This window comes from Methanothermobacter sp. DP, assembly GCF_026692625.1.
Taxonomy (GTDB): domain Archaea; phylum Methanobacteriota; class Methanobacteria; order Methanobacteriales; family Methanothermobacteraceae; genus Methanothermobacter; species Methanothermobacter marburgensis.
This window is the reverse complement of sequence record NZ_CP113501.1, coordinates 1454362-1468141: the sequence shown is the minus strand read 5'-3', so window position 1 is coordinate 1468141 and position 13780 is coordinate 1454362. Positions and strand designations below refer to the sequence as shown.

General features: G+C 48.5%; 14 protein-coding genes. 9 read left to right on the top strand and 5 right to left on the bottom strand.

Features of this window, described 5'->3' with window-relative positions:
• Window positions 1-35: 35 nt before the first annotated feature.
• The 4 genes from OXN82_RS07935 to OXN82_RS07920 all read left to right on the top strand — a co-directional run bounded on the left by OXN82_RS07935 (window position 36) and on the right by OXN82_RS07920 (window position 3733).
• Entirely contained in the window at window positions 36-533 is a 498-nt protein-coding gene (locus tag OXN82_RS07935) for a hypothetical protein (protein ID WP_013296569.1), read from the top strand.
• Window positions 534-623: 90 nt separating this feature from the next.
• Window positions 624-1697: a precorrin-3B C(17)-methyltransferase gene (gene cobJ / locus OXN82_RS07930; protein WP_321211303.1), complete on the top strand. Its 1074-nt coding sequence runs from the start codon at window positions 624-626 to the stop codon at window positions 1695-1697.
• Window positions 1698-1801: 104 nt separating this feature from the next.
• Window positions 1802-2365 carry a potassium channel family protein gene (locus OXN82_RS07925; protein ID WP_171770417.1) on the top strand — a complete coding sequence of 188 codons (564 nt, stop codon included), beginning with the start codon at window positions 1802-1804 and terminating at the stop codon, window positions 2363-2365.
• Window positions 2366-2401: 36 nt separating this feature from the next.
• Window positions 2402-3733, top strand: coding sequence for a magnesium transporter (locus tag OXN82_RS07920; protein WP_321211302.1), 1332 nt, complete (start codon window positions 2402-2404; stop codon window positions 3731-3733).
• A 51-nt stretch (window positions 3734-3784) separates the two neighbouring features.
• On the opposite strand, the gene OXN82_RS07915 is transcribed toward OXN82_RS07920, so the two are convergent.
• Together OXN82_RS07915 and OXN82_RS07910 are read right to left on the bottom strand one after the other, a co-directional pair.
• A complete protein-coding gene (locus tag OXN82_RS07915) occupies window positions 3785-4576 on the bottom strand; it encodes a hypothetical protein (protein WP_321211301.1) in 792 nt (263 codons plus the stop codon).
• A complete protein-coding gene (locus OXN82_RS07910) occupies window positions 4573-5475 on the bottom strand; it encodes a hypothetical protein (protein ID WP_321211300.1) in 903 nt (300 codons plus the stop codon). Before OXN82_RS07910 ends, OXN82_RS07915 begins: the two co-directional genes overlap by 4 nt.
• Before the next feature lie 275 nt (window positions 5476-5750).
• Between OXN82_RS07910 and OXN82_RS07905 the strand changes: the two genes are divergently transcribed.
• Genes OXN82_RS07905 through amrS form a run of 4 tightly spaced genes read left to right on the top strand, consistent with a single transcriptional unit; the run spans window position 5751 to window position 8586 of the window.
• Window positions 5751-6149 carry a Zn-ribbon domain-containing OB-fold protein gene (locus OXN82_RS07905; RefSeq protein ID WP_013296562.1) on the top strand — a complete coding sequence of 133 codons (399 nt, stop codon included), beginning with the start codon at window positions 5751-5753 and terminating at the stop codon, window positions 6147-6149.
• Window positions 6121-6546 carry a sirohydrochlorin nickelochelatase gene (cfbA, locus tag OXN82_RS07900; protein ID WP_013296561.1) on the top strand — a complete coding sequence of 142 codons (426 nt, stop codon included), beginning with the start codon at window positions 6121-6123 and terminating at the stop codon, window positions 6544-6546. The genes OXN82_RS07905 and cfbA overlap by 29 nt, the downstream gene beginning before the upstream one ends.
• A gap of 29 nt (window positions 6547-6575) precedes the next feature.
• Window positions 6576-7559, top strand: a complete 984-nt coding sequence (thiL, locus tag OXN82_RS07895) for a thiamine-phosphate kinase (RefSeq protein WP_321211299.1) — start codon at window positions 6576-6578, stop codon at window positions 7557-7559.
• Between the two features lie 19 nt (window positions 7560-7578).
• Entirely contained in the window at window positions 7579-8586 is a 1008-nt protein-coding gene (gene amrS, locus OXN82_RS07890) for an AmmeMemoRadiSam system radical SAM enzyme (protein WP_321211298.1), read from the top strand.
• A gap of 134 nt (window positions 8587-8720) precedes the next feature.
• Here the strand turns inward: amrS and OXN82_RS07885 are convergent, their stop codons facing one another.
• Both OXN82_RS07885 and purE read right to left on the bottom strand, forming a co-directional pair.
• Complete coding sequence (locus tag OXN82_RS07885; RefSeq protein WP_321211297.1) at window positions 8721-9992, bottom strand: UbiD family decarboxylase; 1272 nt, start codon at window positions 9990-9992, stop codon at window positions 8721-8723.
• A gap of 10 nt (window positions 9993-10002) precedes the next feature.
• Window positions 10003-11007: a 5-(carboxyamino)imidazole ribonucleotide mutase gene (gene purE, locus OXN82_RS07880; RefSeq protein ID WP_321211296.1), complete on the bottom strand. Its 1005-nt coding sequence runs from the start codon at window positions 11005-11007 to the stop codon at window positions 10003-10005.
• Window positions 11008-11144: 137 nt separating this feature from the next.
• On the opposite strand from purE, the gene OXN82_RS07875 reads away from it, so the two are divergent.
• On the top strand, window positions 11145-12848 hold the full coding sequence (locus tag OXN82_RS07875) for a glycosyltransferase (protein ID WP_321211295.1): 1704 nt from the start codon (window positions 11145-11147) through the stop codon (window positions 12846-12848).
• Here OXN82_RS07875 and mmp11 read toward each other — a convergent pair.
• Window positions 12842-13774: a methanogenesis marker protein 11 gene (gene mmp11 / locus OXN82_RS07870; RefSeq protein ID WP_321211294.1), complete on the bottom strand. Its 933-nt coding sequence runs from the start codon at window positions 13772-13774 to the stop codon at window positions 12842-12844. The two genes, OXN82_RS07875 and mmp11, sit on opposite strands and share 7 nt — an antisense overlap.
• Window positions 13775-13780 lie beyond the last annotated feature (6 nt).

Below are 13780 nucleotides of genomic sequence, written 5' to 3'. Positions count from 1 at the left end.
CCCTTTGGGTCCATTCACAGAAAAAAGGTGATGCATTGCCAAGGATCATTAAATTATTCCTGTTCCTCATAATATTCCTGGCCTTCTTTGAGGCCGGGCTCATAAGTTCATACACACTTGTAACGTCAAAACCACCGGACGTGGAAAAACTTATTGAAATGCAGATAGACACCGTATCCTCATTTCTGGATTCAGGTAAGAATATAACCTCCACAATCACCGGAGGGCCTGAGGAGATCCGGATAATAAACAATGCAGATGTTGCAGATGCCCTTAAAGCCCGCACGGGCCTTGATGGAATAAACATCCGCTCCCTCAATGCAACAACAACAGAGGACACATCACTTGAGAACATCAATATCAACATCACAGCGACCGGGTACCGTGAAAACCAGACAGGAAGCGGTCAGATAGTTATAAGGCCAACTGAGCAGTTCACTGTAACTGCAGCTGCAAGGGCCGAGACGAGGTCATCAGGGGTATGGGTCGATGTTAGGACCCTCAGGATCATTTCAGTAACCAGGATTTACTGAGCATCAATTGGGAGGGTAAATTCATACAGTTTGGAAATCCGCTGCAGTGGCTTCACATCACTAAGCTCCCGATCCACTGAAGGTGTTTTCATGATAAGGATAATAGGACTTGGACCCACAAGGGATGATATAACAGTTAGGGCCCTCCGGGCTCTTGAAGAATCCGATGTTGTCATAGGATATGCAAGGTACATAAAACAGATAGAGGACCTCCTTGAGGGCAAGGAGATAATAAAAAGCGGAATGGGGTCTGAACTTGAGAGGGTGGAAAAGGCCATTGAGAAACACCTTGAAGGTCTCAACGTCGCACTTGTGAGTTCAGGAGACCCGGGTGTCTATGGGATGGCCAATGTATTCTTTCAGATATTTGATAAGTATTCCGGGGTTGAATTTGAGGTTATACCTGGCGTGACAGCGGTCAACTATGCAGCATCCCACCTGGGGGCACCTCTCCATGACTTTGCGGTTATAAGTCTAAGTGACATCCTCACACCCCTATCAGAGATAAGAAGAAAGATCAGGGCAGCTGCAGGGGCGGGTCTTGTAATAGCCCTCTACAACCCCCTGGGAAAGAGGAGGAAGAAACCCTTCAGGGAGGCACTTGAAATACTAAGATCTGAACTTGAACCAGAAACTCCAGTGGGTGTGGTGAGGACCGAAAATGGAAGTCCACAGGTGAGTATTGTGGCTCTTGGAGACCTAAATGAATCCCTTGTGGACATGTCCACCACCATCATAGTCGGCAACGTTACAACCTACACAAGGGATGGATACATGATCACACCCCGCGGATACGCGGTTGAGGCCCCACTCCATGAACTTGCAAGGAAGTTCTATGAGGAGAATCCTTACGGAAAAGATTCAGGCCCTGATGAGAAGTGTGAATTCTACCCCTGCCACTTTGAGGGTCAGAACTGCGCATTCTGTTACTGCCCATTCTATCCATGCGGTGAAGGGTCCACAGGGGGCTACTGGATAAGGGATAAGGGTGTATGGAGCTGCCAGGACTGCAGATGGATACACACCGATGAGGCTGTTGAGTGCGTCAGGAGGGGCCTCAGGCGGCTTATTTCAGAACCAGATGATCTAACCAATAGGAAGAAGGAACTTCTCAAGCTTCGAAGGGAGTGCCTCATGGCTTCAGGAGGAAACTCCAGTAAATAACTGATTTCACCGCAGCAAGATATTTATTTTAAATCACCCAATATCATTTCACCAGCCCAGGAGGATGAAAGTTGTCCAAAAGTGTTAAGGATATTCTCATCGAAATGAAGAACCTCTCGGAGTTGATGGTGGATCTTGCATACTCTGCCCTCCTGTTTAACAGCAGGGACGCGGCAGAGGAAGTCATAAAACTTGAAAACAAGGTCAACAGGCTTAACTATGAGATAAAAAAGGAGTCACTTCTTGCTGCAAGATCTGTTGAGGACGCCGAAAAACTGACAGCCCTCCTTGAGGTGGGTGAGGCAGCTGAAAGCATAGCGAACTCTGCCAAGGATATCGCTGACCTGGTGCTGAAGGGCATCAAACCCCACCCTGTCTTCAAGATGGTCATGGAGGAGTCCGATGAGATAATAGTCAGGGTGACAATTGATGAGGGATCAGAGCTGGCAGGAAAATCACTGGGGGACCTTTTACTTGCAACCAGAACAGGTATGAGGATTATAGCCATCAGAAGAGGAGAATCCTGGATTTATGGACCCGATAGAAACACGGTACTTGCAGAGAACGATACTCTTATTGCCAAGGGAAACGAAGCAGGTTCAGAACTCTTATTCGCACTTGCAAAGGGTGAGATGACCCTTGAGGATATTGGGTGCAGCATAGAATAGTCCCAGAGATGATGTAAATGTTAGCAGGTGAGGTCAATGAGGATAACAGGAAGATTACTGAGGACGACTCGGCTCATACTACAGTCCCTGCTAACATTTACCGTGAATTTATCCATAATGGCCTCAAGGGGATGGGTCAGGGCTTTTAACCTATTCAAGAGTTTTGGAAGCTTTTTCAGGGGTTCTAAAAGGGTTATAGGGGAAAGCTTCGTCGCACTCTTCATATGTGCCCTGGGGGACCTTGTGGCAGGTATATTTCTGGGTAAGATGTCTCCCCTCCTTGAGTCATATCCAGGCCTACTTGTACTGATACCCGGTGCCATAGGGATGAGGGGTAATATCTTCGGGGCCCTGGGTTCACGCCTCGGTTCAGGTCTGCATATAGGTACCCTTTCACCGGAACTTCGAAAATCAGATGTCCTTACAGAGAACATTGAGGCGACCATAATACTGACCGTGGTCATGTCAATTTTCCTTGGATTCATGGCCTGGATATTCTGTCAGATCTTCGGATTTCGAAGTATGGGAATAATGGATTTCATTGTTATCTCTGTTGCCGGCGGAATAATATCAGGTGCCGTTCTTCTCCCGGCAACCGTCCTCATATCCCTCAAGAGCTATGAGAATGGCTGGGACCCTGATAACGTCACAACACCCCTCATAGCAGCTTCAGGCGATCTTTTCACGCTCCCATCAATATTCGCGGCACTGGCCATCCTTGAGGCTGTAAGGAACGGTATTTTTGAATGGGTGCTCTTTTTCCTATTTATTCTGATGGGTGTTCTGGGCCTTGCAATGGGAATTAAGGGCAGATATAACCTCAGGAGGATCATAAGACAGAGCGTGCCCGTACTTCTGGTCTGCTCGGCCTTGGGAACCACTGCGGGTATAGTCCTAAACAGCAAACTATCGTTTATACTTGACAACCCTGCAATCCTTGCACTGGTACCGCTGTTTTCAGGTGAAAGTGGAGACCTTGTGAGCATACTCGGAGCAAGGCTTTCCTCCGGGCTCCACTCAGGTATAGTCCCCGCAACCCTCAGACCCCATGGGGAGGCCCTCAGAAACTTTGGAATAATATCAGTACTTTCACTGATCATATATCCAACAATCGGGCTTCTGGCCCATGTTGTGAGTGTTTCCCTTGGTATAGGGTCCCTTGGACTTGAGAGGATGGTTCTTATAAGTTCACTTGCAGGGTACCTCCTGACCCCATTCCTTCTACTGGTGGGCTTTTATCTGAGCTCAGCATCCTACAGACTTGAACTGGACCCTGACAACATAGTTATTCCACTATCGACCAGCATGACCGACCCGGTGGCAAACACGTGCCTTGTAATAGCCATAATAGCAGTTATAGGGCTCTGAATCACCATTAAGGCCTCAGAACCTGTAATAGCTGCTGGAATGGGTTCTGGGTCAGTATGGGGATATTAGGATCTGGAGGGAGCATGGCTGGACCTCAAAGTAATCAGGTTTCAGCGGGCAATCCATTACAGAGCGGGGAAGCCCGGCAATTATTACACCCCTTCCACATCCATGTAAATGGATCCATACCACGCCCTGACCTGTTAAATTCAGTTTTAAACTTCCTGAACGGATTTTTATCTCTTCATGGCTTCTGTTGCAGTCTGTATCAACGATGAATGATCCGCTGCAGCCCTCTGATATGAGGTAGTAATCCAGTGAGTCATTAACGCGGAAATTCATGCAGGTCCAGTTTTCACCATGACCCGAGGGACACAGGCATTCCTCCTGCCTGATAACATAATCAGACAGGAAGTTGCAGTTGACGGTTCTTCTAAATACATATATTTCATTCCCCTTCAACTCATCCCCAATGATTATGGGGCTTATTCTGTTGTTGAGGGGACGCAGTACGATTCTCACATTAAATCCCCTGAATGCCCTTTCAAGTAATTCTGGTCTTGAGCGAATTTTCATGATTTTTTCATAGGATATGACCCCTCTTTTTCCTGGGACGGCAAGTCCAGGATACTTGCAGGTGCCTACAGGAAGCTTTTCCCAGTTAACAGGATCTCCAGGTGTATTTATGAGAATATCCGTTGCTGTGGCACCTTTATCCCTTATGTATGTTTCTCTGAATCTTTCATTCATTCGGGCCTCCTGTACGTCCATCATTTCTGCAGATATGCCCACTATAATGGCCACGATTATGAGGGAGAGCAGAAAATCTGTTGAGAATATCACTGTATAACACCGTACTTTTTTCTGTGGGCCCCGTCAAGGTATATGATGAATCCTGATCCGTTGTGGGGTTCTCCAGTGTATGCTGTCGTGAATAGAACATGGTCAACAGATACCGGGGCCTCCTCAAAATTTCCTGAGGGTATTATGAAGGTTTCAAGACCCAGGTGCGGACAGGAGGTTTTTCCCTCCAGTCTACAGAGGTAGCAGGACCCATCATGACTCTCATGATAGTATCCATTTAGGAGGCAGGCGTAAAGGACTCCGCTGGATCCATGGATGGTGTAGGGTTCATAGGGACACCTTCTTATCAGGAAAGGACCGGAAGCCCCATCATAGGCTTCCCTGTTCCCTGAAGAAAGGTATTCCATGAGGCTCCTGCCATACTCTATTGACGTTTCATTGTGCTGCAACCTTCCCAGAACCCTGAAGGGCAGGGGATCAGGCAGATCCTCAACAGGTACCCTTACCGAAATGTTCTCAGTGTGGTGGATTTTTCCTGCCCTAATATCAACAGTGGAGTTAACCTCAATACAGAAAGGGTCGTCGGTTGCCCCCTCAACTGAATTCACCCTGCAGCTTAGATTCATGTTTCTGTGGACAGCGCATAACCTGTCAATACGCCCCTGCACCCCTGCTCTTACACGGGCCCTGGCATCCAGGTCTGGAGGAAGCGTACCGTTTATGGCCTCCTGTGCAGTTTCATTTAGTACTTCCCTTGTTACCACCGGGATACTGTCCCTGATATCCCACAGGGCCCCTGTCATACTCTCAGATAGGGACCTATCAGCACTTCTTTCCACTGATGAATCATCGATGCTGAGTATCATCAGAGCGAGTATCATGGCCGGCACCATGAGAAGAAGACTGAAACCTGCCATCACATAACCTCCATCATCCATCGTATCACCCAATTAAAATTAAGTATTACCAACATAAAAATATTACTGAAATGATATTAAGTTAATATTAAACGTTCTGGAGCTTCAATGACGATCTAAACCATTAGAAATAGAAAAAAAGGCCAGATTATCCCATGGATCAACTCAGGGGGTAATAAGAATCTTTATTACTCCCTTGGAAGCACAAGGGATTTAAATATCCTCTGACCATATGATTTAATTATAATGAATCAAGATAGATAATGAAAACTGATTACATTTATGGAGGTCACATCATGACAGAAACCGTTAGGACATGGCGCCATATACCCCAGCGCTACAATCTTACAGGTTCAAAATGTCTCCAGTGCGGGAACGTTTTCTTCCCAAGCAGAATAATATGCCCTGAATGCAGGCGTAAAGGTAAGCTTGAGGACCTAAAGTTCAGCGGGAGGGGAAAGATACACAGTTACTCCGTGATAAACACCCCAACCGATGAGTTCAAGGATATAGCACCCTACGTGGTGGCCATAGTTGAACTGGAGGAAGGTGCTAAGATAACAAGTCAGATTGTTGACTGCGACCCTGATTCAATAGAGATAGGCGACGAGGTCGAAATGGTATTCCGCAAGGTGAGAGAAGAGGGTGAAGATGGAGTGATATCATATGGATTCAAATTCAGGCCAAAAAACTAAGATAGGTGTTCTTCTTGTGGGGCATGGAAGCCGCCTGCCCTACGGTGAGGAGGTCATAAATGGCATAGCAGATATCTACAGGAAGGAGGTTGACCATCCTGTTGCAGTGGGATTCATGAACATCTCCAGGCCATCAATACCAGAGGCAATAAATGAACTCGCAGCGATGGGCGTTGAAAAGATCATTGTTACCCCGGTATTCCTGGCCCACGGAGTCCACACCAAACACGACATACCACACATTCTGGGTCTTGATAATGGCACTGAACATCACCATCACCATGAACATGAGCACGAGGAATTTGAATTCGACGGTGAGATAGTCTACACCGAGCCCCTCGGGGCGGATCCACGAATTGCTGAGATAATCCGGGACAGGGTTAAATCAGCCATTTAAGGGTAAACACCCAATTTATTTTTGATAAAATGCCCCCTGATAGAATATCATCCCTTGGCGAGAAGAAACTCATCTCAAGGATAATATCAAGATCAGCCTCATTTTTCAGACCCTCAGAGCTTCTCGGTCTTGGAGATGATGCCGCACTTCTTGATATGGGGGAGGAATACCTTGCACTGACCTCAGACCTTCTAATTGAAAGCAGGCACTTCCCCCCTACAATGAGCCATCACAATATGGGATGGAAAACGGTTACAGTGAACATGAGTGACCTGGCTGCAATGGGGGCTGCACCGGAGGGTTTCATACTCTCCATGGCCCTCCCTGACCTTGACCTGGAATCCTTCGACTCCCTCATAAGCGGGGTCCTGGAGGCCTGCAGTTACTACGGCGCACCCCTCATTGGGGGGGATACCAATGAGGGGGATGAGATAATAATGGCGGGCACAGCCATTGGGAGGATCAGGAAGGACCTTGTGATGATGAAGTCCGGTGCCAGGCCAGGGGACCTCATTGCAGTTACTGGGCCCCTTGGACTTGGAGCTGCGGGCACAGAGCTTCTTCTATCGGGAACAGACACTGCCGGATTTGAGGCCGCGGTTGAAAAATCCCTGAAACCCATTGCAAGGGTTGAAGAGGCATCCAGAATGGCGAAGTCTGGGCTTGTGTCTTCGGCCACGGACATAACCGATGGCCTCATAAGTGAACTTGGTGAGCTGAGGGATGCCAGCGGTGTGGGAATGAGGATCCACGAGGTGAAGTTACCTGTACCTCCCCAGGTATCAGAGTCGGCATCCCTCCTTGGAGTGGATCCACTGGAACTTGCCCTGTACTATGGGGAGGATTTTGAACTTGTTTTCACTGCACCACCTGATGCAATGGATGAACTCTCCAGAATAATGGAAGTGCATATCATAGGTGAGGTCATAGAGTCACCCTCCATTGAAATGGTTGATAAGCATGGAGATACATATAAACTTCATGTGAGGGGCTATGAACATCTGCGCCCCTGACTGCAGTGGGGGGGATACCATGAGGAAGGAATCCATACTCTATGAGAAGGCCGATGATAGGTTGAGGTGCCTGGTATGCAGTAGAAAGTGCTTGATACCTGAAGGGGGAAGGGGGTACTGTCTCACGCGTGAAAATAGCGACGGTAAGATCTATTCTCTCACCTATGGGGAGGTATCCTCAGAGTCGGTTGACCCTATAGAGAAGAAGCCCCTCTTCCACTTTTATCCTGGCAGCCTTGTCTACTCCCTTGGTGGTGTTGGATGTAACTTCAGGTGCAGGTACTGCCAGAACTGGAGCATATCACAGGCACGCATAGATGGCTTCCCAACCAAGTACATCTCACCGGAGGAGGCGGTTGAAAATGCCCTCAGAAGTAACTGCACCTCCATAGCATGGACCTACAATGAGCCCACCATGTGGCTTGAGTACACCCTGGACTCTGCAGAACGTGCAAGGGCAGAGGGTCTCAAAACGGTTTATGTTACAAATGGCTACATGAGTGAGGAGGCCCTCAACCTGCTTGGACCCCTACTGAACGCTGCAAACGTTGACCTCAAGGGAATGTCTGGGCGATTCTATCGTGAGCTATGTGATGCAAGGCTGGAACCCGTACTCGAGAACATCATAAGGATGCATGAGATGGGTATCCATATAGAGGTCACCAACCTCCTCATACCCGGTTACAATGACTCCGATGATGATATAGTGGCCCTTGTGAACTTCATGGTATCTGAGGTCGGGGTTGAGGTTCCACTCCACTTCACCAGGTTCTTTCCACATTACAGGATGCAGAATGTGCCCCCAACCGGGGTTGAGAGACTGATGAGGGCCAGGGAGCTTGCCCTTGAGGCGGGGATGAAGTATGTGTACGTGGGGAACCTTCCAGGGACCGATGCTGAGAACACCTACTGTCCGTTGTGCGGGGAGCTACTTATAAAAAGGGATGGCTACCTCACAAGAACAGTGGGGATCAGGGATGGTAAGTGCAGTGCCTGCAGAGCCGATGTAGACGTTGTAATAGATTAGTTAACTGAGTCTCAAGGTATTGGAGAATAGAAGTGCTATTTTATTTCTGTAACTGTGTTTTGGCTGAGACTTGTGTCCATAAAATAGGAAGAAAATGAAGTACTATCCAAAAAATAAATTCTTATGGTGCCCTGTCACTCGGACCTGCTGACCCTCTGGAATTTTTCTGCGCCAGCTAGGGGCACCGTTGCATCAACACCAACCTTGGTTGTTGTACCATCGGGAAGTGCTGCAGGGTCCAGGGATGAGCCCCTTGCCCCCGGGACTATCAATATGTCATCGTCGCCCTTCACCCTTGTTGCAACAGCATATTCGATTTCCTCAGGGTCAAAAACGTCTATATCGTCGTCCACGACCACCACATGTTTGAGGGATGGATGGGCTGCAAGGGCCGCCATTATCACATTCTTGCCGTCCCCCTGACTCTGCTTTTTAATTGAGATGGCTGCATGGAGCCAGCAGCACCCCCCCTCGGTTAGAACAACATTTCTGACCGTGGGCACCGTATTCTTGACTGCCCTGTATATCCTTGGCTCCTGGGGCAGCCCCTGAAGCAGCCTGTGTTCAAATCCTGCCGGCAGAATCGCATGGTACATGGCATCTTCCTTTACATGCATTTTATCAAGGGCTATGACAGGTTCCTCCCTTACAACGTCATAGGTGTCTGTGAGGTCAACAAAGGGGCCCTCACTTTCCCTTTCACCGCAGAGTATCCTGCCCTCAAGTATTATCTCTGCAGGGGGGACCTCAAGGTCAACTCCACTGCACCTCACAAGTTCCAGTTTTCCGTCGTGGAAGGTGTTTGCAACCTCCATTTCATCGGCATCTATCGGTATGGATGTGGTTGTCGCAAGGAGGGTGGCGGGGTCCATACCTATGGCCACTGCTATCTCAAGGTCCTCACCCATCTCCTCGGCACGCTGATGGTAGGTGTAAAGGTGCCTTGGAACTATACGGACCGCCATTCTATTACCAGATATTACCATCATTCTGTGGATGGAGGCGTTCCTGATTCCGGTTTCAGGGTCCCTGGCAAATATGACCCCTGCTGTTATGTAGGGGCCTCCATCCCTCTGGTAGTGGGTTAGAACAGGGAGCCTTGAGAGGTCGGCATCCTCAGAACTGTAACCCTCAAGGCCCCTCACAGTTCTGATGGGTGTCGGGTTTTCCATTGCATGGACAATGCGCTGGGTTATCTCATTGACCTGGCAGTTCAGGGAGAGGGCGATCTTTTCCCTGGTATTGCAGAGGCCGGATATGACAGGGATATCTGATTCCCGTATATTCCTCAGTATCACAACATCCCTTGGATGCCTCCTCAGTATACCTGCAGCCTCAAATCGTGTCGAAACCTCATCCTCAATTATCACGGGTTCTTCGCCGAGCCTATCAAGGAACTCTCTCATTGAATCACCATCAGAACTTGACTGAACGGCTTTTTATCCTCTTTATCCTGGACTCAATTTTACCGTCATATATTCCAAGCATTTCAGCCGCCAGTATTGCCGCGTTACCACCGTTACCAATTCCAACGGTTCCAACAGGGACACCTGGCGGCATGTTAACCATTGAAAGGAGGGAATCCCAGCCGTTCATTTTGAGGGGGCACGGAACACCGATCACAGGCCTGTCACTGAGGGCGACCACGGCACCTGTAACATGGGCAGAGAGTCCGCTTATCGCTATGAAGAGCTTAACATTCTCCATCCGCTCAAGGTACCTCTCGAACCTGTCGGGGTACCTTATGGGTGATATGACGTTGAGGTCATAGCTTATACCCATCCTCTCAAGGAACATTGTTGTCTTTTTGGCGATTTTCATGTCCGAGTAGCTGCCAGGGATCACAGATACCATTGGGGCGTCTTCTTCACCAGATTTTTCCTTATCCTGCACCTCTGGCAGCTCAACATCGAGGGGGGCGTAGTATGATCCCTCTATGCTGTTGAGTACCTGGCACTCATCCCTTCGGACCTTCTCATAGAAACCCCTTCTGAGTTCAGAGACCCGGTCCCTCACCTCCGGGTCACCTATCCCTATTATCTGTGCAGCCAGTATTGCGGCGTTTTCTCCCCTGTCAACACCAACCGTTGCAACCGGGGCAGGGAAGGGCATCTGTGAGCATGCGAAAAGGGCGTCAAGTCCTCCGAGTTTAACATCAACCGGGACACCTATCACCGGCCGGTGGGTGTTAGCCGATATCATGCCTGGAAGGTGGGCTGAGAGTCCTGCTATGCCTATGAAGACCTCAACACCCTCCTTTATGGACTCAGAGACTATAGCCTTCACCTTTTCATGGGTCCTGTGGGCTGAGGCAACCCTGAGGTCATAGGGTATCCTGAGTTCTTCAAGGATCTCCATGGCCTTTTCAGCTATTCTGAAGTCTGATGCACTTCCAAGGAGTATCATCACTCTGGGCTTCATTTAGAGATTCACCTTTACATTTATGGATAGATATTTATTCCAATTCATATTTAATAGAATCTCCCGACGCGTCTTAATAGCTTAATATTTAAGGGTTTTCAACCAATAGAACTTCATAGGTAGGAGAAGGTGTAGGGATGTCATGGCTTATTCTGATTCTGGTCTTCCTTTTATGTGCCCTCAGGACAGTGAGGGAAGATGACCAGACAGTTTCAGTGGTTATACCAGCGTTCAATGAGGAAAAGACCGTCTCACTGGTTGTAGAGGCGGCTAAAGGTTCTAAACTAGTTAGTGAGGTCATAGTGGTGGATGATGGGTCCACAGATAACACCGCCGGCGTGGCAGAGGCTGCAGGTGCAAGGGTCATAAGGCATGCCAGCAACCGCGGCAAGGGTGCTGCCCTGAGGACGGGATTCAAGCATTCTAGTGGGGACATAGTGGTTTTTGTTGACGCTGACCTTGAGAATATGACAACAGAGAAAATTGAGAGGATGATAAGGCCCATCCTGAGGGGGAGGGCGGACCTAACAAAAACACGCTTCAGGAGAAAGGCTGGGAGGGTCACTGAGTTAACTGCAAAGCCACTTCTGAATTTCTTCTTCCCTGAGATAAAATTTGAACAGCCACTAAGCGGACAGTTTGCGGCAAGGAGATCTGTACTTGAAAAGATGAAATTTGAGGAGGATTATGGGGTCGATGTCGGTATAGTGCTTGATGCGGATGTCCTTGGCCTTACGGTTAAGGAGGTGGATATAGGGACAATACACCATGACATGGCAAGCCTGAGGGACCTTAACCTGGTGGCCAACGAGGTTGTAAGGACCATAGTTGACAGGGCAGTTGAGTACGGTAGAATAACCATGATGGACACCATGGGAAAGTCCATAAGAATGTGCATACTGGGCCTCTCACTTGCAACCCTTGGGATATTCAGCATATTCTTTATAAGGACAATACCGGCAACAGCAGGGATCATAATTGCGGTTTCAGGATCCATAGTTGCTTTTTATTACTTTATAAGCTTAATAAGAAGATCCATATACGTTTTCAGGCGCTCCCGGGGCAAGCTTCAGACGGCTAGATCATTCATATACATGCACTTTCCAATCCTGGTTTCTGGTCTTATTCTTCTTGCAATGATCTCGACACTGCTGGGCGCCGTCAAGGTGGACGATGGTAAAATATCAATTGAACCAACATCAGGTAACCTGATAATATGGAAGAAGAGCAATGAAAACAGAACATTCGATGTCAGGGGACCATACAGGGTTGATAGTGCACTTGAAAATGAGAATAACTCCATAAGAATTCCCGAGGAGGCGATAAATACCCTTGGACTTGGTTATGGTGACATGGTATTTCTGGATGGTGAGGCCTATACCCTCAACAGGACCCGTGACGGTGAAGGTAACATAATGAGGATCCCAACCAGTGCAAGGGAGGCCCTCGGGGTTAACGTGGGGGACGTGATTCAGGATGGAAATCTTCGAAAGATATTCAGCAACATCTATGCAATTAGGAATATATCCAGCTCAAACATGACGGTATATAACGGTATCATAATTCAGTACGACGAGTCCCCGGCCTCAAATATCCTGGTTTACGTTGACAATCGGCTGGTTGCAGAGGCGAGTGGTGTCATGAAGAATGGTTCATACACTGTATCCGTTAATGGGGAGTTTATAAGAAATATAAGGTTCAGGGGAGAGGATTCCAGCTACAGAATTTATCATGGAAGCCATATAATAAAAATTGATATCAGAAAAGGGGGTTCATCTGACATGAGGTTTGCATCTGCATATGAGGGGAAATTCCTCAACATATGGTTCTCAGGTCAGTAGTATACCCTTGCAGCTTCTTCTGGATCATCATAGAGACCGATGGCTGCAAGGGCCCCTATCTTACCCTGAGAACCTGTTACCTCAATGAGATCTATTCCAAGGGACTCTGCAACTTCCTCCGCATCCTCAACTTCCATGAAACTCTTTTTAGCCATCATTGAATACTCTTTAAGCTCTTCTGGAACCTTTATTCCCCTGAAAACTGCAAGTGACGTTTTATCGGAAAGGGTGTTCTCTTCAAGAAAACCTGCAGCAAGATTGACCAGTTCATTGCTCTTACCGGGCTGCACCGCGAAGGCAAGGGCAACCGAAACACAGTTCTGTGTTTTGCGGGGGTTGTGCGGGTAGAGCTGAACCGTCACATGGTCAATGTACTCAAATCCCCTCCTGGAAATCTCCATACCCATATTGTTGGCAAGGGTCCAGGTCGCACCGCTTTCAGGGGTGTCTGTGTCATCTATACCCAGGACAACCTTCTCGAGGCGGGGTGTTATCACGGCTGCCCTCCCGGGCTTTGAACCCCCTCCCACATCATAGAGTTCGATTCTCTTAACGCCCTCTGCCATGCCCCGGCACATGGCAGCACCGACCCCGGCACCTGCAAGGCCGGCATGCACAACACGGACCTCATCACCCTCAACAGCCACCTCCTCTATTCCGGCGGCATTGAGACTCGCCCTGAGTTCTATTGGGGCCTTACCGGTATGTGCAAGGTAGGTGTGCCGGTTACCATCCCTCCGGGCCCTCTCTATCAGCTTGCTTGACCTGCTGTACTGGTATATCATCCACTCTGACCCTGAGATGCAGGGGTGGTATTCCAGGATCTCAACGAGGTCCCCGTCCACCATGGTGAGGACCTTGGTGTAGGGTGATATCCAGGGGTCCCTGAACCTTTCCTTCAGGTCTGATGGTCTGAGTATCTCCATGGGGGT